Origin of the sequence: Pseudomonas sp. TH31, assembly GCF_016650815.1 — a bacterium.
Classification (GTDB): Bacteria; Pseudomonadota; Gammaproteobacteria; order Pseudomonadales; family Pseudomonadaceae; genus Aquipseudomonas.
In genome coordinates this window covers 81,500-108,482 of sequence record NZ_JAEKEZ010000005.1, presented here as the reverse complement: position 1 = coordinate 108,482, position 26,983 = coordinate 81,500, and the positions used below count along the sequence as shown (strand labels likewise).

Sequence of the window (26,983 nt, the reverse complement as noted above, 5' to 3'; positions counted from 1 at the left end):
GCGGTTTTTACCGGATGCAGAGTTTTGTCCTATTGATATGGCTGGCGCTGTGCGCGGCGCAGGATGCCCGCGAGCGGCGCATCGCCAATGCCTTGACCCTGGGGGGCGGCACGCTGGCGCTGGCGTACCTGCTATGGACCGGCAACACCTGGATGGGCGCCGAGGCGTTGCTGGGTGGCTGGGCCTTTTTGCTGGCGTTGGCATTCACTTTGCCGGGCTACGTCATGGGCCGGATGGGGGCCGGGGATGTGAAACTTATGACAGCCTTGGGCCTTGCGACGGACGGTATTTTCGTTCTCTACGTATTTATTGGCGCCGCTGTGGCCAGCGTGGTCTGGCTGCTACTGGCGCCAAGAGTCTGGCTGCATATGAGTCAAGGACTTAGAGAACGTCTTCGATATATGGCGCCAGGAGCGTCAAAAAAGCCACCATTTGCGCCGTTCGTGTTGGCGGGTGCTCTGGCAGTACTGTGCTGGATCCATTAGTCGCCAAACGCCACTAGTCCTATGTACATAGTCGGAAAGTGCGTCTACTTTCAAATGACTGGTTATACCGCCAAAGGCTGGCAGTACAGGAATGGTCAGCTTGGACCTTGGCATGGAGTGGCACGTGAACAAAGTGATGTCTGCGGTAAAAGTCCTTGTGGTCGATGATCAACCGTTGATTGTCGAAGAACTCTGTGAATTCCTCGAGAGCCGCGGTTATCGCTGTGTTCCGTGCGAATCCAGTCAGCAGGCGGTCGAGCGCTTCAGTGAAGACGCCGAGATCGGTCTGGTGCTGTGCGATTTGCACATGCCGGGCATGGACGGTATTCAACTGGTGCTGGAACTGCAGCGGCTGGCCGGCAAGGAGCGGGCGTTCGAGGCAATCATGCTGACCGGTCGGGCCGACAAGCAGGACGTGATCAAGGCGTTGCGTGCCGGGATCGCCGATTACTATCAAAAGCCGATCGATCTGGATGAGCTGCTCGAGGGTTTGCAGCGCCAGGAAGTTGTCCTGCAAGAACGGCAGAAGAGCGTGCAGCTGGGGCAGTTGAATCAGAAGCTGCAGTTTCTTTCCGAATCCATTGATGATCTTTACCAGGACCTGGACAAGGTGCGGCGCAGTCCTGCGGCTTGCGCTCGCGGTGTTTCGTCTGAAGAGGCCAGCGAGGCTGACCGGTTGGAGATCCCGGCGATTTTCAATCAGCTGTCGCCCCGGCAGCTGGATGTGGCGCGGTTGGTGGGCAAGGGGCAGACCAATTATCAGATTGCCTGTGAGTTGGGGATTACCGAGAACACGGTGAAGCTTTATGTGTCGCAGGTTTTGCGGTTGACGCATATGCATAATCGGACGCAGCTGGCCTTGGCGCTTTCCCCTGGCAACTCTTCTATTCGGCAGCGGGTTACTGCGCATTGAGCCTTTGGTCTTGGCGGCCTTCGGGCCGACCATGTTGATGGTTGATCGGGTACATCTCCATTTCTGCGGTAACGGCTACTTAGGGTTTCGCCCTTACGGCGAGGTACTTTTTTCAAACGCCAAAAAAGTACCCAAAAGGCTCGCCCCTGCGTCCGGCCCCTCGCTTAGGCTCGGCGTTCCTTCGTTCCGGTATTCATCTGGGGGCATCGCCTCCGGTCTGCTTCGCGACGACCTCCTCTCGATGTGTGCGGCTTCGCCGCACGGCGCTTCGCGCCCCCCCAGATAAACACCTCCACTCAGCCTCCCGAAGGGGCGGGCAAAGCAAGATCAAGATCAAAAGCAGGCGAGCTAACGCTCGGCCTGATGAGTGGTGAAGAGCCGGTGCGCGGGAATCTGCTTTTGATTTTGTAGGAGCAAGGCTTGCCCGCGATGGCGGCCTGACAGCCGACCATTCTCTCCCGAATGTACTCGGTCCAATTGTAGGAGCTGAGCTTACCCGCGATGGCGGCCTGACAGCCGACCATCCTCTCCCGAATGTACTCGGTCCAATTGTAGGAGCTGAGCTTGCTCGCGATGGCGGCCTGACAGCCGACCAATCTCTCCCGAATGTACTCGGCCCAATTGTAGGAGCTGAGCTTGCTCGCGATGGCGGCCTGACAGCCAACCATTCTCTCCCGAATGTACTCGATCCAATTGTAGGAACTGAGCCTGCTCGCGATGGCGGCCTGACAGCCAACCATTCTCTCCCGAATGCACTCGATCCAATTGTAGGAACTGAGCCTGCTCGCGATGGCGGCCTGACAGCCAACCATTCTCTCCCGAATGCACTCGATCCAATTGTAGGAACTGAGCTTGCTCGCGATGGCGGCCTGACAGCCAACCATTCTCTCCCGGACGTACTCGGTCCAATTGTAGGAGCTGAGCTTGCTCGCGATGGCGGCCTGACAGCCGACCATTCTCTCCCGAATGTACTCGGCCCAATTGTAGGAGCTGAGCTTGCTCGCGATGGCGGCCTGACAGCCGACCATTCTCTCCCGAATGTACTCGGCCCAATTGTAGGAGCTGAGCTTGCTCGCGATGGCGGCCTGACAGCCGACCATCCTCTCCCGAATGTACTCGGTCCAATTGTAGGAGCTGAGCTTGCTCGCGATGGCGGCCTGACAGCCAACCATTCTCTCCCGAATGTACTCGGTCCAATTGTAGGAGCTGAGCTTGCTCGCGATGGCGGCCTGACAGCCGACCATTCTCTCCCGAATGTACTCGGCCCAATTGTAGGAGCTGAGCTTGCTCGCGATGGCGGCCTGACAGCCGACCATTCTCTCCCGAATGTACTCGGCCCAATTGTAGGAGCTGAGCTTGCTCGCGATGGCGGCCTGACAGCCGACCATTCTCTCCCGAATGTACTCGGTCCAATTGTGGGAGCGAGCCTGCTCGCGAAGGCTGCGCCTACAGGGAGATCATCCACTTGGTTGGTTTTAATCTTGCCCCCGGCATCCGGGTCATACAGATCCGGGATCTGATACTTGTATTTCTTCAACCACCGCTGCATCGCCAGTTCCCGTTCCGCCGCCGTCGCCGTTTGCGGAGTAGGGGAGGCGGCTTCGCTGCGGCCTAGCAGGCGATACACCTTGGCTTTGCGCAAGCGTACTTCGCCGAGGTCATCCGGCAGGCTTTGCAGATTGGCCTGGCTGGCGTGCAGTTTGCCGTCGTTGACCAGGTCGTCTGCCAGGTTAAGGGCCAGTTCCTGTTCGGAGCTCAACTTGCTGCAACTGCTGGGACCGGTCAACGATGCCCACGGCGCCTGGCCGTCAGTGGTGCAACCGCCCAGCATTAACAAACTGGCCACGACAATCAGCGTTTATATCAAGCTCTCTCCGTGAGCCAACGTCAGGGCGCGAATGCTCGGGATATGGCGGTAAAACCAGGGCCGGCCAGTACGATCAGCAAAGCCGGAAACAGAAACAGCATCATCACCACGGACATCTTGGCCGACATCTTTGAAATGTATTCCTGCAAGCGTGTCAGGCGCCTGTCGTCGAGCAGTTGCTTGAGCGACAGCAGCGATTTCATGGCGCCGCCGCCTTGATGAATCAGTTGCTGCAAGATGACGCAGGTGTCGGTGAATTCATCCACCGCGAGCATCACCGCGGTTTTGTTCAGTTCCTGGCCCAGCTCAAGGCCGGAGTCGACGCGGTGAAGGATCAGTCGCAGCTCGCTGGTCAGTTCCGGTAACAGCTTTTGCCCCTCGGTACTGAGCACGCGCAACGCCTGTTCGACGGCCATGCCCGATTCGAAAAGGATGCGCAACAGCGGAATAAAGGTCGAAATCTCGACTGAAATGATGTTCTGCCGGCGAGCAGCGGCGTACGCCAACACGCGTTTTGGTAGCAGATAACCCGCGCCTGTGGCGAGCATTGGCAGCAGCCAGCCATTGTCGGAATGCGCAAAGAACACCTCTTGCAGGAACAGCCCAAGGCCGAGGGCCAGCAAAGGGGTGCCGATCTGGCAGGCCGCGTACAACGAGCGCTCACTGGTGCGGCGCCAGCCCAGGCGGCTGAGCAGGGTCTGGGTTTCGCTGTCGATGCTGACCGAGCGCTGGCCAATCTTACTGCCGCCCAGAACCCGCAGCCAATTGCCGAAGCGGTTTTCCCGTACCAGTTGCCCTTGCAAACGCTGGATCACCTGACGCACACGGCGGCGTTCCTGCAGCAAGTGATTGCTCACCAGCAACAGGGCGCCGAGGAACAGCATGAGACTCGCCAGAAGAATCATTTCAAACGCTCCGCAACATGCGCCACAGCGCCAGGCTTCCGAGGACCTGCAACACCAGCGCGACCATCAGCATGGTCTGGCCACCCGAGTCATGCCACATGCCGAGCATGTAAGCGGGGTTGGTCAGCATGAAGTAACTCACCAGAATCACCGGCAGCAAACCCAGTACCCATGCCGTCATGCGGGTTTCCCCGGTCAGGGCGCTCAGTTGGCGGGCGCCCTGGTCCCGTTCGCGGATCAGTTTGATGAGGTTCTCCAGCAGCTCACTGGCGTTGCCGCCGTAGCGATGGTTGACCTTCAGGCCCAGGGCAAACATGCGCAATTCGTCCTGTTCATAGAGTTCGGCGAAATCGCTTACGGCGTCCGGCAAATTAACGCCAAGCTGTACGTTGCGCTGCACCCGCCCCATGGCTTTTTTCAATGGGTCTTCACTGGCCTCGATGCCGCCTGTGATGGCATCGGTCAAGGTCCGGCCGGACTTGAGGCTGCGCACGCTGTGATCGAGCAATTGCGGCAGTTGTTCGATCATGCGTTTGAGGCGGCGCCGATACAGCCAGGAAATGTACAGGCGCAGCAGCAGCGGCGGCGCCAGCACCGCAACCAGCAAACCGACCCATTGCGCCAGCAGGTAACCGAGCAGCATCGCCACCGTCCACAGCATCAACCACAGGCCCAGACGCTCGGTCGGGCGCCCTAAGCCGGCGCGCAGAAACATGCGCTCAAGACCCACCCATGAGGTCTTGCTCGCGGCCTGTACCGGTTGACCCTTGGCCAGGCGATTGAGCACCCGTTCGTTGGCCTTCTTGTGCACGCCGTGCAAGAACAGGCGAATCGACAGCCCCAGCAAAATAAGGCAGACGAGGATAAGAATGATCGGTCCGATCATATTGAGTGTCCCATGCCGTCAGTCCAGGCCCGACTCGTGCCGCAACTTGTCGCCGGCCGGGTTCATCGCTTCGCGCAGGAAGCCGAAACCCGTCTGTCGATTGAGGCGGAATAACGTGTTGGTGACGTAGATGTCTTCGCGCACGCCGACCACTTCCACCACCTCGCTGACGCAACGTCGGCCGTCGGGCAATCGCGTCAGCTGGATAATCACATCCAGTGCCGCGCAAATCATCTGCCGCAAGGTGCGTTCGGCCACGGTGCGGCCCGTCAGGCCGACCAGGGTTTCCAGGCGTAATAATGCGTCCTGGGCATTGTTGGCGTGCACGGTGCTCATGGAGCCGTCGTGGCCGGTGTTCATGGCGGTGAGTACGTCGAGCACTTCGACCCCGCGAATCTCGCCGAGGATGATCCGGTCGGGGCGCATCCGCAGGGCGTTGCGGATCAGGTCGCTGGCTTTGACTTCGCCGTGGCCCTCGGCATTGGGCGGTCGGGTTTCCAGGCGCACGACGTGGGGGTGGCCCAACTGCAATTCGGCGACGTCTTCGATGGTGACCAGCCGTTCATTGGGGTTGATCAATTGGCTGAGGATGTTCAGCAGGGTGGTTTTGCCGGTGCCGGTACCGCCGCTGATGAGGATGTTGCAGCGCTTGCCGACCGCCTCTTGAAAAAACTCGAAGATCGACTGATCGATGGTTTGCATGGCCATCAGGTCAGTGCTTTTGAGCATGTCCTTGCGAAATTTACGAATCGACAGACACGGCCCGTCCAATGCAATCGGCGGAATGATCGCGTTGACCCGGCTGCCATCAGGCATGCGCGCATCGACCATCGGCGAAGACTCATCAAGCCGTCGCCCCAGCGGTGCAAGAATGCGTTGCATGACTCGCTCAACGTGATGCGCATCGATAAAACGCAGGTCACTTTGATGCAGCACGCCGTCACGTTCGATGAACACCCGGTGCGGGCCGTTGACCAGGATTTCGGTCACGGTCGGATCGCGCAGCAGCACTTCGAGCGGCCCGAAGCCGGTCAGTTCATCGACGATTTCTTCGGCCAGGCGCTCCATTTCATAGCGGGAAATCGCCAGGTGCAGACGGGCAATGTATTCGGCGACCTTGTCGGTGACGAACTGCGCCAACAACTGCCGGGAGCCTTCCAGAAGGTTTTTTCCGGATTCTTCGATGGCATCGATGATGTAGCGGTGCAGCACCAGTTTCAGGCCTTCGTGGTCGGTGTTGCCGAGCGGTCCGCGCTGGGGCGCGCCGAATAGTTTTTCAGCGGTCATGGCGTGCCTCGCAACCGGTTGAACCAGTTGACCTTCGGCTTGGCCAGGCTTTCGGAACGTTTGGCCAGGAGCTCGCCGAGGGAGCGCAGGCTTTGTGTGAGTTTTTCCCTGGGGCCCAGTTCGAACAGGCTCAGGCCCTGATTTTTCGCGTTCAGGCGCAGTTCCGGGCTGAAGGCCAGCACCGCCACCACTTCCAGATTGAAGGTTTTGCCGAGGGTGTCCGAGTCTGGCGCAACGTTGTTCAAGTAGCGGTCGATCAGCAAGCGCCCGTGGTCGAGCTTCATGCCTTTTTCCCGCCATGTGTTGAGCACCGCCAGATTGCGGCGGCAATCGAGGACGTTCTGGTCGGTGTACCACAGCAGTTTGTCGCAGTGGCTGACAAAGGTGCGCAGCGCTTCGCTGTCCGGCTGGCCGGTGAGGTTCACCACGATGTGCTGGAAGTGTTGGCGCAAGGCGCTGAGCAACATGTACAGCTCGGCGGCGCTGGTGCCTTCCAGCGGTTCATCATCGCTGGCATACGCCAGAATTCGCAGGCCCGCCTCGGCGCTGGTGAAGGCGCTGTCGATCAGCGTGGCGTCGAGGCGGCGCAAGTGGCGCAGGGCATCGCCGAAATGAAATGAGCTCTCCAGCCCCAGTAACGCCAGGCTGTCACCGCGCGGCAGGCCGAGGTCCAGCAGCAGGGTTTGCTGCCCGCTCTTTTGCACCACCAGCGCCATGTGATTGGCCAGCAGCGCGCCGTCGGCGTTGCTCTGCGCGCCGTACAGCACGGTGAGGCCGCCCAGTTGCGTGTTCGGCGCCACCGGTGGCAGGCGTTTACTCAAGCGCCGCACCAGCCCGGCGACTTCACTGGATCGCGAGCCATAGGCGACGAAATCCCGCGCTCCGGCGCGCATCGCGTTTAGTACAAGCTGATTGTCCATGCCGTCGCCGAGGGCGACGATGGCAAGCATCGGCTTGGCCTCCAGTGCACCTTCGATCAACGCGCTCTGGGCCACCACATGCTCACGGTCGAGGCCGACGAACACCAGGCTGGCGAAGGTCACGTCGACCAACGCGAGCAATTCGTCGAGGCTGCCACCGCCGGCGCTCACCACCTGACCCAGTGGCGCAAGGGCGCCTTGCAGCCATTCCAGGTCGGTGCTGTTGCGGGTGATCGCAAGAAACGTCTGGCTCAGGCTCTGGCTCATTGCGACAGTCCGTTGCGTTTGTCGAAGTTGCCGTTTTCGAGGAAGAACATGCGGTAGAAATTCGGGTCGTAGTTGCGCAGTTTTTCGCCTGGCAGCGACGGCAGTACGCTGGCGTTGGTCAGGGTGGCGGTGGCTTTGCCCTGGACAAATACCATGCTCTGGCGCGGCTCGCTGGCGCAGGCGGTCCAGACCATCAGACTGGTGGCGCCGGAGGCCATGCCGGTGAATAAAAAGGATGAGCTGCCATTGGCCTGCACATCGGCGATTTTCGGGTAACCAACGGCCAGGCGAGTGATCGCCACCGGCGACTGCACATCCTGTTGCAGCCCTTCGCCGATTTCGATGACTGGCGGTAAGCGGCCCAGTGCGGTGCAATTGCCGGTCATCGCGAAGTCGGTGTTTATAGACAGTCCCTTCAGCATCAAGGCCCCGAAAACAGGTTTGAACTTCGGCCCGGAACGACTTTGCATGCACTTGGATCCTTACTCAGTCATGGGGTTTGTTGGGTGAGCTGATTGCCGCGAATGATCTCCATTGTTGGCCGCGTCGCGCCAACGTGGCCGCCACTGGACGGCGCTTTGGGCGCGCCGCCGAGGGCCAGTTGGGTGAACTGGAAGAGTTGGCTGTTGGCGCTGTCGAGCTTGGCCGGTGACTCGCTTTCGCCGGCCCAGTATTTGGCCAGGCGCTGCTCTTCGCTGCTGCGCACGGCCAGACGCAACGTGCCGACCTGAGTGGCGAGCATCAGCCGGCTCAAGAGTTGTTCGGGTACAGCCAGCACCACGGTGCGTGCGCTGATGCGGCGTTGATCCTGTTTGAGTTTGTCGTCGCTGCTCAGGGCCGGCGTGACGGGTTGACCGTCGTTGGTCAGGCCGAACTGCTCACCCACCCCGAGCACGCGCATCGCGGGGACAACGATCTGCGTCGATTGTTGCAGGTTGCTGGTGTCCTGGCGCAGGAACAACAACACATCGACATAGTCGCCGGGGCTCAGTTGCCCGGCGACACCGATGACTTCGTCCACGGCGACGGCAAGGGCGCGTTCATTGCTGTGAATCATGCGCGCCAGTGCGCCGCCCGCTGCAAAGCTCTCATCGTTGAGCCAGGTGCCGGCGCTCAGGTGTCGCCACGGCGCGCGTCCCACGGCTTGCTCGACTTTGCTCAGGCTGCCGGCGGGGGCGCTGCGCAGTTTTTCCACGGTAAGGTCCGCGGCAGTGAGCGGGGTGAATGGCGGGACGTCATGGATCAGCACCACCACCGGTTGACGGGTCTGGTCTTCGGCGACGGCAACGGTTTTTTCAACGGTAACCACCGGGGCCATGGAGGCCGCTGGTGCGGCGACGGGCGCGGGTTGCCGACTGAGGACCAGGCCCCAATAACCGACAAAAATTGCCCCGAATAAAAGAATGGCGGCAAGGCCCATGGTGACGCGACTGTTCATGAAGGCTCTCCCTCTCCTGCTGCACTACCAGCCGCACTTTCTAACAAGAGACCTCGCAATCAGGCAGCTATGAACATCCAACTATTTCGCTATTTCCAAGCTAGCTGATCTAAGACAAAACGCCATCATTGGCCCGAAAATAACTCACTAAAGTATGAGTATTGGCCTATTAACTGTCGGAATCATGGCGTCAACATTCCGGTTAATCCTTTGTGATTAATCCGTTCTTACAGTTGTTGTCCGCAGGTTTGTTGACAATGCTCTGATAGCACGGTGGAACCTGCCGCTATACCGTCACATCGGCGCCAGAGGCGCAAAGGAGTAGAGGTATGTCTCGTATGATTATCGATTATCTAGTGGCCAGGGCCCGGTTGTTCTTCAAGAGCGAGGAGGGGGCATCAGCCATCGAGTACGCGATTGTGGTGGCCATGGTGGCGGTGGTGGTTGTGGTGTTCGTGACGCCAATCGGCACTAAAGTCCTTAACATCTTCAACTCGGTTCTGGTCGCCCTCGGCGGTACGGCGCAGACGAAACCTGTGCCTTGATCATGAGTGGTTTTTCAGCAGTGAGCCGGTACTGGTATCTGTTGATTGGTAGCCCTGGAAGGCGTGTTCGGCTCCTGCTTTTTCATTGGGATCATGTTATCTGGGGTGTCTGGTGGCACTAAGGAGAACGTCCATGCTTTTTGAATACCTGATGATGCGCGCGCGTATTTTTATGGGCAGTACCGAGGCGGCGTCGGCCATCGAGTACGCGATTGTGGTCGCGATGGTGGCGGTGGTGGTGGTGGTGTTTATCACGCCGGTAGGTGCAAAAGTGCTGGCGATTTTCAATAGTGTGCTGGTGGCACTGGGCGGCACCGCACAAACAGCGCCGGTGCAAACGCCATGACCTGAGTGAAAGTCACGCCTGGCGGATGTCACGCTACACTCGATCCTACCCATTCGTTTTCAGGTATCGCCCATGAACGCTTCCTCGCAGCCCCGCCAACAGTTGCTTCTGGTTGACGACGAAGAGGATGCGTTGCTGGAGCTGGCCGAGTTGCTGGAGGGCGAGGGCTTCAGTTGCTTTACGGCCACTTCGGTCAAGCTCGCCCTGCATCATTTGACGTGTCATCCAGACATTGCCTTGGTGATTACTGATCTGCGCATGCCGGAGGAGAGCGGCATGTCGCTGATCAAGCGATTGCGTGAGCACACTTCGCGCCAGCATTTGCCGGTGATCGTGACGTCCGGGCATGCGGACATGGAGGACGTCAGTGACATGCTGCGCTTGCAGGTGCTCGACCTGTTTCGCAAACCCATCTATCACGTGCGGTTGCTGGAGACGTTGAATAACCTGTTTCCGCAGGTTCATTCACAATCACTGTGACTGACACACCGCTATCGCGAGCAGGCTCGCTCCCACACGTGTTCTCGGCCGTACACAACATCTGTGAACGACCTGACCCCCTGTGGGAGCGAGCCTGCTCGCGAAAGCGATCTCAAGGGCATCAAGGATCCTCCTGCCACAACTCAGGCGACAGGCCGCCAATGCCCGACCATATGCTCCAGCTCACCGGCACCCACCAACTGCAAATCACCACTGGATGCCGCCGCACTGGCCAGCAACGTCACTTCGCTGGGCAAGCGCACCGGTTTGCGAAACTGCACCGCAATCTCGATATTCGCTGTCGGTAAATGATCCGCCAGTGCCGCGAGGGTGCGTGCCTTGTTCCACAGCCCATGAGCAATGGCCGTAGGAAAACCGAACAACTTGGCACTGACCGCACTCAGGTGAATCGGGTTGTAATCCCCGGACACTTTGGCGTACTGCCGGCCAATGTTCGCCGGGGCTTTCCAGCGAGCGACTTCGGCCAGCGCCAGCGTCGATGCCAGCACTTCTTCAATCGGTTCGCCCTCGAGTTTGACTCCGCGACAGAGCATCTGGCTTTCTGCTTCCCACAGCGTGCCCAACTGATCATCCAGGGTCGTGACCAAATCGAACGTCGCGCCCTTGGCGTGGGGTTGCAGGTTCTGCACCTGGACACTGACACGCACCCGATTCACCCCGCCCATGGGCCGCAGCACCCGAATGCGATTGCTCAGGTGAATCAGTCCCAGCAGCGGAAATGGAAATTCCCCGGCCGTGAGCAATCGCATCTGCAGGGCAAACGCCAGGACGTGTGGATAAGTCGGCGGCAACAGACCGTTGTCGGCGAAACCACAGACCTTGCGATAATCCGCCAGGCGCTTGAGATCAACATTGAGCCAGCAGCGCAAACCCGAGTCGGGCAGGGTAGTGCCGGTGATTTTTCGGCGCAGGGCCGCCCGCAGATACAACTCGGGCAGGCTCGGCTCGCGGTTAAGTGTGTGCCAGTCGATGATCATCGCTACGCCCCCAATACACTTTGTCCACAGACCCGCAACGCTTGCCCGGTGAACGCGCCGGTGCCTGGTTGCGCGAGCCAGGCCACCGCTTCGGCGACGTCTTGCGGCAAGCCGCCCTGGCCCAGTGAACTCATGCGACGCCCGGCCTCACGCAGGGCAAACGGAATGTGCGCGGTCATCTGGGTTTCGATAAACCCCGGCGCCACCGCGTTGATACTGATGCCGCGCTCGTGCAGCCGCGGCGCCCAGGCCTGCGCCAGGCCGATCAGCCCGGCCTTGCTCGCGGCGTAGTTGGTTTGCCCGCGATTGCCGGCGATGCCGCTGATCGAGGCCAGCAAAATCACCCGGCCGTTGTCGAGCAGGGTGCCGGCGTCGAGCAGGGCTTTGGTCAGCACTTGTGGCGCATTGAGGTTGACCGCCAACACCGCGTCCCAGAATTCCGGGGTCATGTTGGCCAGGGTTTTGTCGCGGGTGATGCCGGCGTTGTGGACCACGATGTCGATGCCGTCGGGCAAGTGCTCGATCAGCTGCGCGGCGGCATCCTCGGCGCAAATGTCCAGGCTGATGGCGCGACCGCCGAGGCGTGCGGCGAGGGCCTCTAGGTCGGTCTTGGCCGGTGGCACGTCGAGCAGGATCACCTCGGCACCATCACGGGCGAGGGTTTCGGCGATGGAAGCGCCGATGCCGCGTGCGGCGCCCGTCACCAGCGCTTTGCGTCCGGACAACGGACGAGTCCAATCCTGAACTGGCGTGTCGCAAGCGGTCAGGCGAATCACTTGCCCGGACACGAAAGCACTTTTGGGTGAGAGGAAAAACCGCAGCGGACCTTCCAGTTGATCCTCGGCCCCATCGCCGACGTAGATCAGTTGCAAGGTGCCGCCGCTGCGCAGCTCTTTGGCGAGCGAACGGCTGAAGCCTTCCAGGGCTCGCTGGGCGCTGGCGGCGAATGGGTCGCCCAAGGTTTCTGGCGCACGGCCCAGAATCACCAGGTGCGCGCTGTGATCGAGGTTTTTCATCAATGGCTGAAAGAACTCGCGCAGCTGTTTGAGCTGATCGGTTTGCATCAGGTGGCTGGCGTCGAACACCACGGCTTTGAGTTTCGGGCCGTGGCCGGGTATCCATGCGGTGGCCAGGGACGGCTCGGTGCCATAGCTGTAAATCGCGTCGGTCAGGCGGTTGGCGAAGACGCTGACATTTTCTGCCAGCGGGCCGCCGCCGATCAGCAATGCCCCCTCGACAGGTCGCAGGCGTCCGGCCTGCCAGCGCTCCAGACGAACCGGCGACGGCAGACCCAAGGCCCCGACCAGGCGGTGACCGATGGACGAATTGGCGAAGTCGATATAACGGTCTGACATGGAACGCTCTCCGGCAGCTGGGGTTCAAAGTGTGGACCACGAATGGCGATCAGTCGTTCGATCCACGAGATAAGGCCTACGCTAGATCATTGTAGGAGCTGAGCTTGCTCGCGATGGCGGTGTGTCAGTCTCATCGGCATTGGCAGATACACCGCCATCGCGAGCAAGCTTTGCTCCTACAGGGGGCGGTTCATTTTCGGATATTTCACAAGGAGCTTTTTAATGACTCAGCTGCGCCGCGTCGCGATTATCGGTGGTAACCGAATTCCTTTCGCCCGCTCCAACGGGCCGTACGCCACCGCCAGTAACCAGGCGATGCTCACCGCGGCGCTCGAAGGGCTGATCGAACGCTTCAACCTGCACGGTTTGCGCATGGGCGAAGTGGCGGCCGGCGCGGTGCTCAAGCTCTCGCGGGATTTCAACCTGACCCGCGAATGCGTACTCGGCTCGCGACTGTCGCCGACCACCCCGGCCTACGACATCCAGCAAGCCTGTGGCACCGGCCTGGAAGCAGCGATCCTGGTGGCCAACAAAATCGCTCTCGGCCAGATCGAGTGCGGCATTGCCGGTGGCGTCGATACCACCTCCGATGCGCCGATTGGGGTCAGCGAAGGTCTGCGCAAAATCCTTCTGGAAGCCAACCGCGCCAAAACCACAGGCGACAAACTGAAAACTTTCCTGCAGCTGCGTCCGCACCACCTGATCCCGGAATTTCCGCGCAATGGCGAACCGCGCACCGGCCTGTCCATGGGCGAACATTGCGAGTTGATGGCCCAGGCCTGGAGCATCCCCCGCGCCGAACAGGATCAACTGGCCCTCGAAAGCCATCAGAAACTGGCCGCGTCCTACACCGAAGGCTGGCACAACGACTTGATGACGCCGTTCCTCGGCCTGACCCGGGACAACAACCTGCGCCCGGACCTGACCCTGGAAAAACTCGCCGCGCTCAAACCGGCCTTCGAGAAAAGTGCCAAGGGCACCCTGACGGCGGGCAACTCCACGCCGCTTACCGATGGCGCGTCGCTGGTGCTGTTGGGCAGTGAAGAATGGGCGAAAGAGCGCGGCTTGCCGATCCTCGCGTACTTGCGCGACGGCGAAGCGGCGGCGGTGGATTTCGTCAACGGCGCCGAAGGGCTGCTGATGGCGCCGGTGTACGCCGTGCCGCGCCTGCTGGCTCGCAACGGCCTGAACTTGCAGGATTTTGACTACTACGAGATCCACGAAGCCTTCGCCGCGCAGGTGCTCTGCACGTTGAAGGCCTGGGAAGATCCCGAGTACTGCAAAACCCGTCTCGGCCTCGACGCGCCGCTGGGCTCCATCGACCGCAGCCGGCTCAACGTCAAGGGCAGTTCACTGGCGGTGGGGCATCCTTTTGCGGCTACCGGCGGGCGCATCGTCGCCAACCTGGCGAAGTTGCTGGACGCGGCGGGCAAGGGCCGCGGGTTGATCTCGATCTGTGCTGCCGGTGGCCAGGGCGTAACAGCCATCATCGAGCGCTAAGATCAACCACAATCCCTATGTGGGAGCGGGCTTGCTCGCGAATGCGGTGTGTCATTCAACAGTGATGTCGACTGATCCACCGCTTTCGCGAGCAAGCCCGCTCCCACATAGGGAATGTGTTTGTCAGGAAGTGATAGTTGGCCTAACGTCGGCGTTATCTGCCGCCCTGCGACACAAGGCCCATCAATGACGTCCAACGGACAAATTTCCCTTGAGCGGTCTATCCCCGCCATCACGGCACTTCCGCGTCCATTGTTCGCCCGCGCCGAAAGCCTCAACGCCGGATCATGGACCCCTCCCCATCGCCACGATTGGGTGCAGTTTTCCTACGCCATCAGCGGTGTTCTCGGTGTGCACACCGCCGAAGGCAGCTTCTTCGCACCGCCGCAGTGGGGCATCTGGATTCCGGCGGATCTTGAGCATCAAGTGGTGACCTCGATGCGCGCCGAAATGCGCAGCCTGTATGTGCGTCGCGAGGAGAGTGCCTGGGCGGACGGGCGTTGCCGGGTGCTGGAAGTCACGCCGCTGGCCCGGGAACTGATCAAGAGTTTTTGCCTGCTGCCGGTGGAGTATCCACAGGGTGACAGCCAGGAGACGCGGCTGGTGAACGTGTTGCTGGATCAGTTGGCGAGTTTGCCGCAGGTGGAATTCTCGCTACCGTTGCCCCGTCATGAGCGGCTGCTCGGGTTGTGCAATGAACTGATCGAAAACCCTGAGCAGATCGTGACCTTGCAACAATGGGCGCAGCGATTGGGCACTTCGGAAAAAACCCTGATGCGCTTGTTTCAACGCGAGACCGGGCTGAGTTTTCGCGGCTGGCGCCAGCGCATGCGGCTGCTGTCGTCGTTGAGTTTGCTGGAGGAGGGCGACAGCGTGACCAATGCCGCGCTGGCTTGCGGGTATGACTCGACGTCGGCGTTTATTGCGGCGTTCAAGGGGTTGTTCGGGTTTACCCCGGGTGAATTGTTCCGGCAGTGAGCGGGCTAAAAGATCGCAGCCTGCGGCAGCTCCTACAGGAGATCGGCGAACATCCCGTAGGAGCTGCCGAAGGCTGCGATCTTTTGATCTTCAGGTTCTAAAACGCCGAACCAACCCATCCAATTCATTCGACAACCCGGCCAGGCTCTGGGAATCCAGCCGCGCCGAGTTCGCCAGTTCCGCCACCAATTGCGCATCGCCATGAATCTGGCTGATGTGCCGATTGATGTCCTCAGCCACCTGATGCTGTTCTTCCGCCGCCGTCGCAATCTGCGTGTTCATATCGCGAATCACGTCCACCGACTCACGAATCTGCCCGAAACTGCTGCGCGCTTCACCGATGCGGGTGACCGACTGCTGCGACACTTCCAGGCTCGCATGCATTTGCTGCGTCACCTGGCTGGTGCGCTTGGCCAGGTTGCCGAGCAACCCGTCGATTTCCGCCGTGGAGTCGGCGGTGCGTTTAGCCAGGGCGCGAACTTCATCCGCCACCACCGCAAACCCGCGACCTTGCTCTCCGGCCCGCGCCGCTTCGATGGCCGCGTTCAGCGCCAGCAGGTTGGTCTGTTCGGCAATCGAACGAATGGTCCCGAGAATCGACTGAATGTCGTTGCTGTCGCGTTCCAGCTGCTGCATCGACTGGGCCGACTGTTCGATCTCCTGGCTCAAGCGATCGACGCTGGTCACCGCGGCATCGATCTGCTGCTGGCCTTCCCGGGCCTGACGCTGGCCGCTGTCGGCCGACTCGGCGGCCTGGCTGCACGAACGGGCGACTTCGTTGGCGGTAGCGACCATCTCGTGGAACGCCGTGGACACCATATCCACCGCTTCGCGCTGGCGCCCGGCGGCTTCGGCCATGTCGCTGGAAACACGGGTCGAGCTCTGGGACGTGGCGAGGATTTTGTTCGCCGCACCGCCGATGCTTTGGATCAGGTTGCGGATCGCCGCCAGGAACTGGTTGAACCAGTTGGCCAGTTGCGCGGTTTCGTCGTTGCCACGGATTTCTAGATTCTTGGTCAGGTCACCTTCACCTTGGGCGATACCTTCCAGACCGCTGGCCACACTGCGGATCGGCCGCACGATGACACTGGCGAAACTGGCACCGACGATGGCAAAGAACACCGCCAGCACTGCGGCGATGATCGCGATCAACCAGGTCAACTGGGTGGCCGAGCTCATCACGTCGGTTTGCTTGATCAGGCCGATAAAGGTCCAGCCCAGCTGCTCCGACGGCCAGACGTTGGCCATGTAGCGCTCGCCGTTCAGCTCGACTTCCACCAGGCCTTTGCCGGCCTTGGCCAGTTGCGCGTAGCCGTCGCCGAGGCTGCTCAGGGCCTTGAAATTGTGCTCAGGCTGCTTCGGATCAACCAGCACGGTGCCGCTGTTTTCCAGCAGCATCAGGTAGCCGGTTTCGCCGAGTTTGATCTGTTTGACGATTTCGGTGAGCTGCTTGAGCGTCACGTCGATGCTGACCACGCCGCCGTTGCTGCCCAATTTGTTGTCGATGGTGCGTACGGTGCTGACGTAGGACGCGTCGTCCTGGGCCCAGTAATAAGCCGCGGTGCGCAACGGCTTGCCCGGTTTGGCCTGTGCGGCCTTGTACCAGGGACGCTGGCGCGGATCGTAGTTGTTCAGCTTCGCGTCGTCCGGCCACGACACGTAACCGCCGGCCGCCGTGCCGACGATCGCGTAGGCATAGGACGGATGGCTGTTGCCCAGGTCCTGGAGGAGCGCGAAGACCTTTTTGTCCATCTCGCCCTGAGGAATGCTCTCGGCGTTGGCGGCCATGTAGGTCTTGAGGCTGTCGTCGGTGTTCTTGATCAGCGGCTGGGACGCCAGGTAATCAACGTTCTGGCTGATGCCGTCGAAAAACAGCTGCATGGCATTGCTGACCTGGCGGATCTCGCGACCACTGCTGTCGACGAAACCTTCTTTGGCATCACTGCGCAGGTTCAGCACGACCAGCGTGGCGACCAGTACCACCGGCAAGCAGGCGATGATTGCAAACGCCCAGGTCAACTTCTGTTTGATGTTCATCCGCGCTCCAGATTTTTCTTGTAGGCCCACGCAGTGCAGATGACTCGCGGATTATTGGCAGCCGAAAACGGTGTTGATCGACTCGGTTCCTTGAGGGCGGCATCGTCTTTTTTTGTCGAGACGATTGTCGGACAATTCCTTTTCTCTCTGATGACTTCGGCTGAAAAAACGGGAAATTGAGGCCTTCTGGGAAAAAACCTGCAAATAGGAGGAATCCGGATGTCGGCTTCTGTCGAAAATGGCCGCGCATCCCTTCGCCAACAAGCGTCGGCGTCTCGGCTATGATCTCTGTCAGTCGTTGATTGGCGCGGGATTTAACGGATAAATTCGACACATTGTGTGCATCTTCAATGTTCATAGGTCGGCAACCCCTCCCCGACGCGCAAGGATTGCCGTATAACGAATGACTTTCGCGTGTTTGGTAATAAAGGACCCACAATAAAAGCTGATGAAGACTCCAAAACGCATTGAACCCCTGATCGAGGACGGTCTGGTCGACGAGGTGCTGCGCCCACTCATGAGTGGTAAAGAAGCAGCTGTTTATGTGGTGCGCTGCGGTAATGAGCTACGTTGCGCGAAGGTCTACAAGGAGGCGAATAAACGCAGTTTCCGTCAGGCAGCCGAGTACCAGGAAGGCCGCAAGGTTCGCAACAGCCGACAGGCTCGCGCGATGGCCAAGGGCTCCAAGTTCGGCAAGAAAGAAACCGAGGACGCCTGGCAGAACGCCGAAGTCGCGGCCCTGTTCCGTCTGGCCGGCGCCGGGGTGCGGGTGCCCAAGCCGTATGACTTCCTCGAAGGCGTACTGCTTATGGAACTGGTGGCCGATGAATACGGCGATGCCGCGCCGCGTCTGAACGATGTGGTGCTGGAACCGGATCAGGCCCGTGAGTATCACGCGTTCCTGATTTCCCAGATCGTGCTGATGCTGTGTACCGGTCTGGTGCACGGTGACCTGTCGGAGTTCAACGTGCTGTTGACCCCGACCGGCCCGGTCATCATCGACTTGCCGCAAGCGGTGGATGCGGCGGGCAACAACCACGCGTTCAACATGCTGGAGCGGGACGTGGGCAACATGGCGTCCTACTTCGGGCGGTTTGCGCCGGAGTTGAAAAAGACCAAGTACGCCAAGGAAATGTGGGCGCTCTACGAAGCCGGCACCTTGCACCCGGCCAGCGTGTTGACCGGCGAGTTCGACGAGCCGGAAGAACTGGCGGACGTTGGCGGCGTCATACGCGAAATCGAGGCGGCACGCCTGGATGAAGAGCGTAAACAAGCGGTGCGCGCGGCTGATGATGCGCCACCGGGCAAAACCGAAGAACCGCCTCCACCGTGGATGCAGTGATCGGTTGACAAAAAACCCGGCTTCGGCCGGGTTTTTTGCAGGACACGCAATACCCTGTAGGAGCTGCCGAAGGCTGCGATCTTTTGATTTTGATCTTGATCTTGATCTTGATCTTGATCTTGACCTTGAAAAAACAAGATCAAAAGATCGTCCGAACGCGGCCCGAGCCTTCGGCAGCTCCTACAACACCCCACACTCAAGGATTGATTGTGAACATCCCTTCCACGCGCAATGCCCAGCTCATCATCACTGCCCGCCTGATCTCCGACTTCGGCGCATTCCTCAATATGGTCGCCCTGGCCACTTACGTTTATGTGCTGAGCAACAGCGCCATGAGCGTCGCGATCTTTCTCGCCAGCCGCGTGGCCGGGGGATTTTCGCCAGTCTGATCGGCACCACGTTCTATCGTCGCTGGTCCGGCCGCGTGCCATTGATTGCTTTCGACTTGCTGCGCGCCGGGGCCCTTGGCCTGTTGCTGATTCTGCCGGTGACCCAACAAGCACTGCTGCTGCCGGTGATTGCGTTCGGTCTGGGGTTTGGCAATTCGATGTTCGCCATCGGCCTCAACAGCCAATTGCCGAACCTGATCGACCGTGAACACTTGCTCAAGACCAACGCCTGGATCACCTCGGCGGCGTCCATTGCGATGGTCGGCGGCAGTTTGGTGGCGGGGTTGGTGGTCGCGGCTTTTGGCTTTGAAGCGGTGTTCGCGCTGAATGTGCTCACGTATCTGCTGGCGGCGTTGTTGATTGTGCCATTGCGGTTTCGCGCACCGACGCCCAGTGCAGAGCCAGGCTCCGAACGAGGGGAATGGTCGGCGCTGCTTCAGGGGTTACGGTCCGCTCCGGTGCTGGCGGCGATGCTTGCAGTCGCCATGGCCGACACCCTCGGCAGCGCGGCGCACAACGTCGGGTTCCCGATCATCTCCCGACTGCTGACGCCAGAATCAGCCAGCACCACACTGGGCTTGATGCTGGCGGTCTGGGCCAGCGGAAAACTCATCGGCGCGCGGATTGCCAGCCGCCTCAAAGGCTCGGACAACATCCACCTGGAGCGGCGATTCTTCTTCGGGGTGCTGCTGATGTCCTGCGGCTTCATCCTGATGTTCCAGCAGCAGACGCTTTACGGTTTGCTGCTGTTCTCGTTGCCGGCCGGGCTGGGCGACGGTTTTTCCGAGGTCGGGCTGATGTCGCGCCTGCAACGGGAACCGGACCACTTGCGCCTGCCGATCTTCAGCTTCCTGACCTTGCTGCAAATGACCGGGTTCGGCATCGGCATGCTGATCGCCGCGCCGTTCTATGCCTGGTGGACGCCCGGCGCGGTGGTGATGTTGTTTCACGGCATTCCCCTCACCACGTTGCTGGTGGTGAAGGGCTTGTCGTTCAGGCGCGAGCAGGCTCGGCGCAGCAGCCCGACGCCAGCTCCTTGAGGATCGGGCAGTCCGGGCGATGGTCGCCCTGGCAGTGTTCGACCAAATCCTGCAGGGTATCGCGCAGTTGGCCGAGCTCGCGGATCTTCTGGTTCAGCTCGTCGATGTGCTGACGGGCCAGGGCCTTCACATCGGCGCTGGCCCGGTGGCGGTCCTGCCAGAGGGTCAGCAGTTTGCCGACCTCTTCCAGTGAAAACCCCAAGTCCCGGGAACGCTTGATGAAGGCTAGCGTGTGCAGGTCGTCATCGCCGTACACCCGGTAGCCGCTGTCGGTGCGATGGGCGGCTTTGAGCAAACCGGTGGACTCGTAATAACGGATCATCTTCGCGCTAAGGCCACTGTGGCGGGCCGCTTGGCCGATGTTCATCGGTTGTCCTCCAGATCCTTGGGTTTCCAGGTTTTCAACAGTAACGCATTGCTCACCACGCTGACGCTCGACAGCGCCATGGCCGCGCCGGCCAGCACCGGGTTAAGGAAGCCGAATGCCGCCAGCGGAATACCGATCAGGTTATAGACGAAGGCCCAGAACAGGTTCTGCCGAATCTTCGCGTAGGTCTTGCGGCTGATCTCCAGCGCCGCCGGCACCAGCCGTGGATCACCGCGCATCAGGGTGATCCCGGCGGCGTGCATCGCCACGTCAGTGCCGCCACCCATGGCGATGCCGATATCCGCTGCAGCCAGCGCCGGGGCATCGTTGATGCCGTCACCGACCATCGCCACTACACCGGTTTTCTTCAACTCGGCAACGGTGGCGGCTTTGTCTGCCGGAAGGACTTCGGCGTGAACATCCGAGATGCCCAACGCTTGGGCGACGACGTTGGCGCTGCCACGGTTATCGCCGGTCAGCAGATGGCTGCTGATGTTGCGCGCGTTGAGTTGCTGCACGGCTTGCAGGGCGCCAGGTTTGAGGGTGTCGCCGAAGGCGAACAGACCAAGCACACGCGGTTCGGGGCTTTGCTCGATCAGCCAGGACAGCGTACGGCCTTCGGTTTCCCAGGCGCTTGCAGAATCGGCCAGTGCGCCGGCGCTCAATGCGCTTTCTTCCAGCAGACGACGATTGCCCAGGGCCAGACGACGACCATCAAGCGTGCCGGCAATGCCGCGGCCGGTCAGCGACTGGCTGTTGGTGACATCGGCCACGATCAACCCACGCTCGGCGCAAGCATCCAGAACAGCTTTGGCCAGCGGGTGTTCGCTGCCCCGTTGCAGCGCGCCGGCCATTTGCAGCAGTGGCGCCTCATCGCCGTCAACCGCACTCAAATGAGCGATGCGCGGCGCACCGGAGGTCAGGGTGCCGGTCTTGTCGAACACCACCGCGCTGACTTCATGGGCGCGCTCCAGCGCTTCGGCATCCTTGATCAAAATCCCGTAGCGCGCCGCGACGCCAGTACCGGCCATGATCGCGGTCGGCGTGGCCAGGCCCAAGGCGCAAGGACAGGCGATCACCAGCACTGCGACGGCGTTGATCAATGCCGTTTCGATCGGTGCGCCGTACAGCCACCAACCGATCAACGTCGCCAGGGCCAGGACCAATACCGTCGGCACGAACACCTGGCTGACTTTATCCACCAGTTTCTGGATCGGCGCTTTCGCGGCTTGAGCATCCTCGACCAGACGAATGATCCGCGCCAATACGGTTTCGGCGCCGAGCGCCAAGGTGCGCACCAGCAACCGGCCTTCACCGTTGATCGCACCGCCGGTGACTTTATCACCGGGTTGTTTTGGCACTGGCAGGCTTTCGCCGCTGATCAACGCTTCATCGGCGTGGCTCTGGCCTTCGACCACCTCGCCGTCCACCGGGAAGCGTTCGCCGGGTTTGACCATGACCAGGTCATTCAGGCGCAAGGCGCTGATGGCGACGTCTTGTTCGCGGCCGTCGATCACCTGAATCGCCCGTTCCGGACGCAAGGCTTCCAGTGCGCGAATGGCGCTGGCGGTCTGGCGTTTGGCGCGGCTTTCCAAGTATTTGCCCAGCAGCACCAGCGCGATCACCACCGCTGAAGCTTCGAAATACAGATGCGGCATGCGCCCGGCGGCGGTGGCCCATTCATAGAGGCTCAAGCCATAACCGGCGCTGGTGCCCAGGGCGACGAGCAGGTCCATATTGCCGGCCCCGGCGCGCACGGCTTTCCAGGCGGCGATGTAAAACCGGGCACCGAAGATGAACTGCACCGGCGTGGCCAAGGCGAATTGTGCCCAGGCCGGGAGCATCCAGTGCACGCCGAACGGTTGCAGCAGCATCGGTAGCACCAGCGGCAAGGCCAGGGCGATGGCCGCGAGCAGGATCCAGCGTTCACGATGAAGGCGGGCTTGTTGATTGTCGGTCGGGTGTTCGACTTCCCAGACGCTGGCGCCGTAGCCGGCCCTGGTCACCGCGGCGATCAGGATTTGCGGGTCGATGTGGCCGAGCAGTTCGAGGTGCGCACGTTCGTTGGCCAGGTTGACGCTGACGCTTTTCACTGCCGCCACCTTGGTCAACGCCCGTTCGACCCGGCCGACGCAGGACGCGCAGGTCATGCCGTCGATGCTCAGCTCCAGGCTTTGCTGTGGAACGCTGTAGCCGGCCTGCTGCACCGCGTCCATCAATGCCGGCAAGCTGTCGCTGGGCGCCTGAATGCGTGCCTGTTCTGTGGCCAGGTTGACGCTGACCGCCGTGGCGCCGATGACTTTGCTCAAGGCGCGCTCGACACGCCCGGCGCAACTGGCGCAGGTCATGCCGGCAATCGGCAGATCGAAAGTGGTGGATTCGGACATCGGTCACGCTCCCTGTAGAAAGTGTCTACAGGATCAACCTTGCCATGCGGGCAAGGTCAAGCGATCGTTTTTGTAGGCGCAAAGCTTGCTCGCGATGCAGGCGCCGCGCGTCATCGTTCATCGCGAGCAAGCTTTGCTCCTACGGGGTGGCGATGATCAATACTCGAGAGCGGCAGGCCTCAGGTACAACCCTCTCGCTGTCGTCGCAATCCGGTACTTCACTACATCCCCGGCCTTGAGCGTGATCTCCTGCGCGGGCGGTGCCAGCATGCCGGGGTTACAGCCTGGCACTTGACCTGGCTCCAGCTTCAGTCGCACGGAAATCGTGCCATGGGGCAGGTTGAACGAGGTGGTCTGCTCCTGCAGCAGTCGCCCCACAAACTGGTCTTGTATGTACACGCCAATCTCGCAGGAGGTCGCCACTTCCAGGCGCTCACGCGAGATGATCAGAACCGCGTAATCCTCCCCGGCGGCATTGGCCGAAGGCAGGGCGGCGAAAAGGCTGAGGAAGCCAAACAGGCTGAGAGCTGACCAGCGCATGGCTGAATCTCCTGAGGTCGAGTCATTGATGGACGCAGCTTGGCCGAGCGCGCGGCCGATTGCCAGCCCGGCAGTTTATTTCAGAACTTGACCTTGCCATGGTGGCAAGCTCGAGACTGCCGGCAGCTCATCCAAAAGCCCCATTACAGGAGTCATCCCATGCAAGTGTTCAACGTTCAAGGCATGTCCTGCGGTCACTGCGTCAAGGCCATCACCCAAGCCCTGCAAGCCAGGGACCCGGCGGCCAGCGTGCGTGTGGACCTGGGGGCAAAGGAAGTCGGCGTTGAAAGCGCACTGACCATCGAGCAGGTGATCGCCGCCATCACCGAAGAAGGCTACGAAGCCAAAGTCGCCTGATACACCTCTGCTCCTGCTTTTGCTTCTGTAGGAGCAAAGCTTGCTCGCGAAGAGGCCGGCACATTCAACATCGATGTTGACTGACACTCCGCGATCGCGAGCAGGCTCGCTCCTACAGTTTTGATCGGTAGTGAACACAAAGTTTGCATCCGGCGATCAGCCCATGTGGGAGCGGGCTTGCTCGCGAAGAGGCCGGCACATTCAACCTCGATGTTGACTGACACTCCGCGATCGCGAGCAGGCTCGCTCCTACAGTTTTGATCGGTAGTGAACACAAAGTTTGCATCCGGCGATCAGCCCATGTGGGAGCGGGCTTGCTCGCGAAGAGGCCGGCACATTCAACATCGATGTTGACTGACACTCCGCGATCGCGAGCAGGCTCGCTCCCACAGTTTTGATCGGTAGTGAACACAAAGTTTGCATCCGGCGATCAGCCCATGTGGGAGCGGGCTTGCTCGCGAAGAGGCCGGCACATTCAACCTCGATGTTGACTGACACTTCCGCGATCGCGAGCAGGCTCGCTCCCACAGTTTTGATCGGTAGTGAACACAAAGTTTGCATCCGGCGATCAGCCCATGTGGGAGCGGGCTTGCTCGCGAATAGGTCGGCACGTTCAACATAGATGCCGACTGACTCTCCGCCTTCGCGAGCAAGCCCGCTCCCACATGGACTTGTGTTCATCCAGGGGTTTTTTAATAGTTAGCGACCTATCGGAATGTTCAAGGCGTTCCCGCGCGGCTAGACTGTCGAGCTGCCGACCCATGCCCAACTGGATGCCCGATGAACTTGCGTACCATTTTGATTCTTGGCGCCTTGACCGCTTTCGGTCCGCTGGCGATCGATTTCTACCTGCCGGCGTTCCCGGCCATCGCGCAGGCGTTCGGCACCGACGAAAAACACGTTCAAATGACGCTCGCCGCGTATTTCCTTGGCTTGTCCATTGGTCAGTTGCTCTACGGCCCGGTGGCGGATCGTTTCGGGCGGCGTATTCCGTTGCTGACGGGCGTCGGTTTGTTCACCGCCGCTTCCCTGGCCTGCGCATTTGCGCCGAACCTGGAATGGCTGATGGGCGCGCGATTCATCCAGGCGCTGGGCGGTTGTGCGGGAATGGTGATCTCCGGGCGGTGGTCAGTGATAAATGTGATGCGGTGGGCTCGGCGAAGGTCTTTTCCCAACTGATGCTGGTGATGGGGCTGGCGCCGATTCTGGCGCCAATGCTCGGTGGGTTGCTGGTCAACACCACCGGCTGGCAGTCGATCTTCCTGGTGCTGACGGTGTTCAGCGCCCTGGCCGCCCTGGCGGTAGCCCTCGGGTTGCCGGAGAGCCTGCCCGACTATGTGCCGCGCCAACCGTTGAAAGGGGCATTGCGGCAGTACGGTCGGTTGTTGGCCGATCCGGTTTACCTCGGCCACGCCCTGACCGGTGGTCTCGCCGTCGCCGGGATGTTTGCCTACATCTCCGGTTCCCCGTTTGTCTTCATCAAGCTTTATGGCGTGCCGGCCGAGCATTTCGGCTGGCTGTTCGGCACCAACGCGGCGGGATTCATTCTGGTGGCGCAGGTCAACGCGCGATTGCTGGCCAAGCGTGGCCCGGCGTTCCTGCTGGCGCGCACAGTCTGGATTTATCTGGGCGCGGGCCTGACGTTGCTCGCTGTCAGCTCACTGCACACCGAACAGCTATGGCCGCTGCTGATTCCATTGTTTGTCTGCATCGCCAGCCTCGGTTGCATCCTCCCCAACGCTTCAGCCTGCGCCATGAACGGGCAGGGCGCCCGCGCCGGCAGTGCGTCGGCGCTGCTCGGGTGCCTGCAATTCAGCATTGCCGCCGGGGCAGCAACGCTGGTAGGGGTTTTACACGATGGCAGCGCCATGCCGATGGCCATGGTCATCAGCCTGTGCGGAATTCTGGTGGTGAGCGTCGCGATGCTCACCCGGCGTTTGCAAAATGCCCGGGCGCTGGCCCAAGCAGAGGCGTGAACGCAGACTCAGCCAGCGGCACGCTGCTGGCGGTCGGGGATCTGATGAGGGGCGAGAAGCCGCGCTTCAAGGGTGCGGGTGAAGGCGAGCGCTTCAGCTTCGCTGCGGAACGTGACGGCGTGTTGGTCCAGGCGGACCTGCCACTGGGATGTTGCCACTTCTTTTATCAGGATCTTCATTGCTGACCTCCTTCAGTAAAAGACGGTGTCACAGAGGTTTCGATTGTAGACCTGAATACGATCGTAATTGTGACAACGGTCAAGCATCTGACTGACGGTTTGTAAGATCAACAGATCGCAGCCTGCGGCAGCTCCTACATGGATTGGCGTTGATCCGGATAGTCCAGCCATACGCAAAACCTGTAGGAGCTGGCGAAGCCTGCGATCAGTTGATCTTGCTTTTGTCGTCCGGAAAGATCGCAGTTTGCAAGATCAACAGATCGCAGCCTGCGGCAGCGCCTACATGGATTGGCGTTGATCCGGATAGTCCAGCCATACGCAAAACCTGTAGGCGCTGGCGAAGCCTGCGATCAGTTGATCTTGCTTTTGTCGTCCGGAAAGATCGCAGTTTGCAAGATCAACAGATCACAGCCTGCGGCAGCGCCTACATGGATTGGCGTTGATCCGGATAGTCCAACCATACGCAAAACCTGTAGGAGCTGGCGAAGCCTGCGATCAGTTGATCTTGCTTTTGTCGTCCGGAAAGATCGCAGTTTGCAAGATCAACAGATCGCAGCCTGCGGCAGCTCCTACATGGATTGGCGTTGATCCGGATAGTCCAGCCATACGCAAAACCTGTAGGAGCTGGCGAAGCCTGCGATCAGTTGATCTTGCTTTTGTCGTCCGGAAAGATCGCAGTTTGCAAGATCAACAGATCGCAGCCTGCGGCAGCTCCTACATGGATTGGCGTTGATCCGGATAGTCCAGCCATACGCAAAACCTGTAGGAGCTGGCGAAGCCTGCGATCTGTTGATCTTGCTTTTGTCGTCCGGAAAGATCGCAGTTTGCAAGATCAACAGATCGCAGCCTGCGGCAGCGCCTACATGGATTGGCGTGGATCCGGATAGTCCAGCCATGCGCAAAACCTGTAGGAGCTGGCGAAGCCTGCGATCAGTTGATCTTGCTTTTGTCGTCCGGAAAGATCGCAGTTTGCAAGATCAACAGATCGCAGCCTGCGGCAGCGCCTACATGGATTGGCGTTGATCCGGATAGTCCAACCATACGCAAAACCTGTAGGAGCTGGCGAAGCCTGCGATCAGTTGATCTTGCTTTTGTCGTCCGGAAAGATCGCAGTTTGCAAGATCAACAGATCGCAGCCTGCGGCAGCTCCTACATGGATTGGCGTTGATCCGGATAGTCCAGCCATACGCAAAACCTGT

General features: G+C 60.4%; 23 protein-coding genes and 6 pseudogenes. 11 read left to right on the top strand and 18 right to left on the bottom strand.

Features of this window, described 5'->3' with window-relative positions:
* Nucleotides 1–14 precede the first annotated feature (14 nt).
* Together JFV26_RS02180 and JFV26_RS02175 are read left to right on the top strand one after the other, a co-directional pair.
* Nucleotides 15–485, top strand: coding sequence for an A24 family peptidase (locus tag JFV26_RS02180; RefSeq protein ID WP_201189343.1), 471 nt, complete (start codon nucleotides 15–17; stop codon nucleotides 483–485).
* Between the two features lie 124 nt (nucleotides 486–609).
* Entirely contained in the window at nucleotides 610–1,398 is a 789-nt protein-coding gene (locus JFV26_RS02175; RefSeq protein WP_342215417.1) for a response regulator transcription factor, read from the top strand.
* 296 nt (nucleotides 1,399–1,694) lie between these two features.
* On the opposite strand, the gene JFV26_RS02170 is transcribed toward JFV26_RS02175, so the two are convergent.
* The 9 genes and pseudogenes from JFV26_RS02170 to cpaB form a co-directional block, all read right to left on the bottom strand.
* Nucleotides 1,695–2,786 (bottom strand): hypothetical protein, encoded by a 1,092-nt coding sequence (locus JFV26_RS02170; RefSeq protein ID WP_201189339.1) that lies wholly within the window; start codon nucleotides 2,784–2,786, stop codon nucleotides 1,695–1,697.
* A 116-nt stretch (nucleotides 2,787–2,902) separates the two neighbouring features.
* Nucleotides 2,903–3,016: pseudogene (locus JFV26_RS34650) on the bottom strand (DUF3613 domain-containing protein); the annotation flags it as partial.
* Nucleotides 2,996–3,229, bottom strand: a pseudogene (locus JFV26_RS34645) (hypothetical protein); the annotation flags it as partial. The pseudogenes JFV26_RS34645 and JFV26_RS34650, both read right to left, overlap by 21 nt.
* Before the next feature lie 56 nt (nucleotides 3,230–3,285).
* The gene (locus tag JFV26_RS02160) at nucleotides 3,286–4,170 is read right to left on the bottom strand and encodes a type II secretion system F family protein (protein WP_201189331.1); all 885 of its coding nucleotides are present in this window, start codon (nucleotides 4,168–4,170) and stop codon (nucleotides 3,286–3,288) included.
* Between the two features lies 1 nt (nucleotide 4,171).
* On the bottom strand, nucleotides 4,172–5,056 hold the full coding sequence (locus tag JFV26_RS02155; RefSeq protein WP_201189329.1) for a type II secretion system F family protein: 885 nt from the start codon (nucleotides 5,054–5,056) through the stop codon (nucleotides 4,172–4,174).
* An 18-nt stretch (nucleotides 5,057–5,074) separates the two neighbouring features.
* The gene (locus JFV26_RS02150) at nucleotides 5,075–6,343 is read right to left on the bottom strand and encodes a CpaF family protein (protein WP_201189327.1); all 1,269 of its coding nucleotides are present in this window, start codon (nucleotides 6,341–6,343) and stop codon (nucleotides 5,075–5,077) included.
* A complete protein-coding gene (locus tag JFV26_RS02145) occupies nucleotides 6,340–7,530 on the bottom strand; it encodes an AAA family ATPase (protein WP_201189325.1) in 1,191 nt (396 codons plus the stop codon). The genes JFV26_RS02150 and JFV26_RS02145 overlap by 4 nt, the downstream gene beginning before the upstream one ends.
* Nucleotides 7,531–7,625: 95 nt before the next feature.
* A pseudogene (locus JFV26_RS02140) lies at nucleotides 7,626–8,000 on the bottom strand (pilus assembly protein N-terminal domain-containing protein); the annotation flags it as partial.
* Between the two features lie 20 nt (nucleotides 8,001–8,020).
* Entirely contained in the window at nucleotides 8,021–8,968 is a 948-nt protein-coding gene (gene cpaB / locus JFV26_RS02135) for a Flp pilus assembly protein CpaB (RefSeq protein WP_201189321.1), read from the bottom strand.
* 338 nt (nucleotides 8,969–9,306) lie between these two features.
* On the opposite strand from cpaB, the gene JFV26_RS02130 reads away from it, so the two are divergent.
* From JFV26_RS02130 to JFV26_RS02120, 3 genes are all read left to right on the top strand, one after another.
* A complete protein-coding gene (locus tag JFV26_RS02130; RefSeq protein WP_201189628.1) occupies nucleotides 9,307–9,513 on the top strand; it encodes a Flp family type IVb pilin in 207 nt (68 codons plus the stop codon).
* A 133-nt stretch (nucleotides 9,514–9,646) separates the two neighbouring features.
* Nucleotides 9,647–9,859: a Flp family type IVb pilin gene (locus JFV26_RS02125; RefSeq protein ID WP_201189319.1), complete on the top strand. Its 213-nt coding sequence runs from the start codon at nucleotides 9,647–9,649 to the stop codon at nucleotides 9,857–9,859.
* Between the two features lie 72 nt (nucleotides 9,860–9,931).
* Nucleotides 9,932–10,339 (top strand): response regulator, encoded by a 408-nt coding sequence (locus JFV26_RS02120; protein WP_201189317.1) that lies wholly within the window; start codon nucleotides 9,932–9,934, stop codon nucleotides 10,337–10,339.
* Nucleotides 10,340–10,482: 143 nt separating this feature from the next.
* Here the strand turns inward: JFV26_RS02120 and JFV26_RS02115 are convergent, their stop codons facing one another.
* A complete protein-coding gene (locus JFV26_RS02115; RefSeq protein WP_201189315.1) occupies nucleotides 10,483–11,337 on the bottom strand; it encodes a MaoC family dehydratase in 855 nt (284 codons plus the stop codon).
* 2 nt (nucleotides 11,338–11,339) lie between these two features.
* Complete coding sequence (locus JFV26_RS02110) at nucleotides 11,340–12,692, bottom strand: 3-oxoacyl-ACP reductase (protein ID WP_201189313.1); 1,353 nt, start codon at nucleotides 12,690–12,692, stop codon at nucleotides 11,340–11,342.
* A 222-nt stretch (nucleotides 12,693–12,914) separates the two neighbouring features.
* Between JFV26_RS02110 and JFV26_RS02105 the strand changes: the two genes are divergently transcribed.
* Together JFV26_RS02105 and JFV26_RS02100 are read left to right on the top strand one after the other, a co-directional pair.
* Entirely contained in the window at nucleotides 12,915–14,192 is a 1,278-nt protein-coding gene (locus JFV26_RS02105) for an acetyl-CoA C-acetyltransferase (RefSeq protein WP_201189311.1), read from the top strand.
* Between the two features lie 186 nt (nucleotides 14,193–14,378).
* A complete protein-coding gene (locus tag JFV26_RS02100) occupies nucleotides 14,379–15,170 on the top strand; it encodes an AraC family transcriptional regulator (RefSeq protein ID WP_201189309.1) in 792 nt (263 codons plus the stop codon).
* A 90-nt stretch (nucleotides 15,171–15,260) separates the two neighbouring features.
* On the opposite strand, the gene JFV26_RS34640 is transcribed toward JFV26_RS02100, so the two are convergent.
* The 3 genes and pseudogenes from JFV26_RS34640 to JFV26_RS02090 form a co-directional block, all read right to left on the bottom strand.
* Entirely contained in the window at nucleotides 15,261–15,989 is a 729-nt protein-coding gene (locus tag JFV26_RS34640) for a methyl-accepting chemotaxis protein (RefSeq protein ID WP_371916351.1), read from the bottom strand.
* Nucleotides 15,990–16,118: 129 nt separating this feature from the next.
* A pseudogene (locus JFV26_RS34635) lies at nucleotides 16,119–17,207 on the bottom strand (cache domain-containing protein); the annotation flags it as partial.
* Nucleotides 17,110–17,565, bottom strand: a complete 456-nt coding sequence (locus tag JFV26_RS02090; protein WP_201189305.1) for a hypothetical protein — start codon at nucleotides 17,563–17,565, stop codon at nucleotides 17,110–17,112. The gene JFV26_RS02090 and the pseudogene JFV26_RS34635, both read right to left, overlap by 98 nt.
* A gap of 90 nt (nucleotides 17,566–17,655) precedes the next feature.
* On the opposite strand from JFV26_RS02090, the gene JFV26_RS02085 reads away from it, so the two are divergent.
* Nucleotides 17,656–18,549 (top strand): PA4780 family RIO1-like protein kinase, encoded by an 894-nt coding sequence (locus JFV26_RS02085; protein ID WP_201189303.1) that lies wholly within the window; start codon nucleotides 17,656–17,658, stop codon nucleotides 18,547–18,549.
* Nucleotides 18,550–18,764: 215 nt separating this feature from the next.
* A pseudogene (locus JFV26_RS02080) lies at nucleotides 18,765–19,978 on the top strand (MFS transporter).
* Here JFV26_RS02080 and cueR read toward each other — a convergent pair.
* From cueR to JFV26_RS02065, 3 genes are all read right to left on the bottom strand, one after another.
* Nucleotides 19,932–20,345 carry a Cu(I)-responsive transcriptional regulator gene (cueR, locus tag JFV26_RS02075; RefSeq protein WP_201189301.1) on the bottom strand — a complete coding sequence of 138 codons (414 nt, stop codon included), beginning with the start codon at nucleotides 20,343–20,345 and terminating at the stop codon, nucleotides 19,932–19,934. The pseudogene JFV26_RS02080 and the gene cueR sit on opposite strands and share 47 nt — an antisense overlap.
* A complete protein-coding gene (locus JFV26_RS02070; RefSeq protein ID WP_201189299.1) occupies nucleotides 20,342–22,732 on the bottom strand; it encodes a heavy metal translocating P-type ATPase in 2,391 nt (796 codons plus the stop codon). Before JFV26_RS02070 ends, cueR begins: the two co-directional genes overlap by 4 nt.
* A 156-nt stretch (nucleotides 22,733–22,888) precedes the next feature.
* On the bottom strand, nucleotides 22,889–23,272 hold the full coding sequence (locus tag JFV26_RS02065; RefSeq protein ID WP_201189297.1) for a hypothetical protein: 384 nt from the start codon (nucleotides 23,270–23,272) through the stop codon (nucleotides 22,889–22,891).
* A gap of 159 nt (nucleotides 23,273–23,431) precedes the next feature.
* Between JFV26_RS02065 and JFV26_RS02060 the strand changes: the two genes are divergently transcribed.
* A complete protein-coding gene (locus JFV26_RS02060; RefSeq protein ID WP_201189295.1) occupies nucleotides 23,432–23,629 on the top strand; it encodes a heavy-metal-associated domain-containing protein in 198 nt (65 codons plus the stop codon).
* Nucleotides 23,630–24,409: 780 nt separating this feature from the next.
* Nucleotides 24,410–25,605, top strand: a pseudogene (locus JFV26_RS02055) (multidrug effflux MFS transporter).
* 8 nt (nucleotides 25,606–25,613) lie between these two features.
* Here JFV26_RS02055 and JFV26_RS02050 read toward each other — a convergent pair.
* Complete coding sequence (locus JFV26_RS02050) at nucleotides 25,614–25,784, bottom strand: hypothetical protein (protein ID WP_201189294.1); 171 nt, start codon at nucleotides 25,782–25,784, stop codon at nucleotides 25,614–25,616.
* Nucleotides 25,785–26,983: the final 1,199 nt, after the last annotated feature.

Coding starts and splice junctions, on each gene's coding strand:
- JFV26_RS02180 (WP_201189343.1), top strand. CDS start 15: ATGCAGAGTTTTGTCCTATTGATATGGCTGGCGCTGTGCGCGGCGCAG.
- JFV26_RS02170 (WP_201189339.1), bottom strand. CDS start 2,786: ATGGTCGGCTGTCAGGCCGCCATCGCGAGCAAGCTCAGCTCCTACAAT.
- JFV26_RS02160 (WP_201189331.1), bottom strand. CDS start 4,170: ATGATTCTTCTGGCGAGTCTCATGCTGTTCCTCGGCGCCCTGTTGCTG.
- JFV26_RS02155 (WP_201189329.1), bottom strand. CDS start 5,056: ATGATCGGACCGATCATTCTTATCCTCGTCTGCCTTATTTTGCTGGGG.
- JFV26_RS02150 (WP_201189327.1), bottom strand. CDS start 6,343: ATGACCGCTGAAAAACTATTCGGCGCGCCCCAGCGCGGACCGCTCGGC.
- JFV26_RS02145 (WP_201189325.1), bottom strand. CDS start 7,530: ATGAGCCAGAGCCTGAGCCAGACGTTTCTTGCGATCACCCGCAACAGC.
- cpaB (WP_201189321.1), bottom strand. CDS start 8,968: ATGAACAGTCGCGTCACCATGGGCCTTGCCGCCATTCTTTTATTCGGG.
- JFV26_RS02130 (WP_201189628.1), top strand. CDS start 9,307: ATGATTATCGATTATCTAGTGGCCAGGGCCCGGTTGTTCTTCAAGAGC.
- JFV26_RS02125 (WP_201189319.1), top strand. CDS start 9,647: ATGCTTTTTGAATACCTGATGATGCGCGCGCGTATTTTTATGGGCAGT.
- JFV26_RS02120 (WP_201189317.1), top strand. CDS start 9,932: ATGAACGCTTCCTCGCAGCCCCGCCAACAGTTGCTTCTGGTTGACGAC.
- JFV26_RS02115 (WP_201189315.1), bottom strand. CDS start 11,337: ATGATCATCGACTGGCACACACTTAACCGCGAGCCGAGCCTGCCCGAG.
- JFV26_RS02110 (WP_201189313.1), bottom strand. CDS start 12,692: ATGTCAGACCGTTATATCGACTTCGCCAATTCGTCCATCGGTCACCGC.
- JFV26_RS02105 (WP_201189311.1), top strand. CDS start 12,915: ATGACTCAGCTGCGCCGCGTCGCGATTATCGGTGGTAACCGAATTCCT.
- JFV26_RS02100 (WP_201189309.1), top strand. CDS start 14,379: ATGACGTCCAACGGACAAATTTCCCTTGAGCGGTCTATCCCCGCCATC.
- JFV26_RS34640 (WP_371916351.1), bottom strand. CDS start 15,989: ATGGTGTCCACGGCGTTCCACGAGATGGTCGCTACCGCCAACGAAGTC.
- JFV26_RS02090 (WP_201189305.1), bottom strand. CDS start 17,565: ATGAACATTGAAGATGCACACAATGTGTCGAATTTATCCGTTAAATCC.
- JFV26_RS02085 (WP_201189303.1), top strand. CDS start 17,656: ATGAAGACTCCAAAACGCATTGAACCCCTGATCGAGGACGGTCTGGTC.
- cueR (WP_201189301.1), bottom strand. CDS start 20,345: ATGAACATCGGCCAAGCGGCCCGCCACAGTGGCCTTAGCGCGAAGATG.
- JFV26_RS02070 (WP_201189299.1), bottom strand. CDS start 22,732: ATGTCCGAATCCACCACTTTCGATCTGCCGATTGCCGGCATGACCTGC.
- JFV26_RS02065 (WP_201189297.1), bottom strand. CDS start 23,272: ATGCGCTGGTCAGCTCTCAGCCTGTTTGGCTTCCTCAGCCTTTTCGCC.
- JFV26_RS02060 (WP_201189295.1), top strand. CDS start 23,432: ATGCAAGTGTTCAACGTTCAAGGCATGTCCTGCGGTCACTGCGTCAAG.
- JFV26_RS02050 (WP_201189294.1), bottom strand. CDS start 25,784: ATGAAGATCCTGATAAAAGAAGTGGCAACATCCCAGTGGCAGGTCCGC.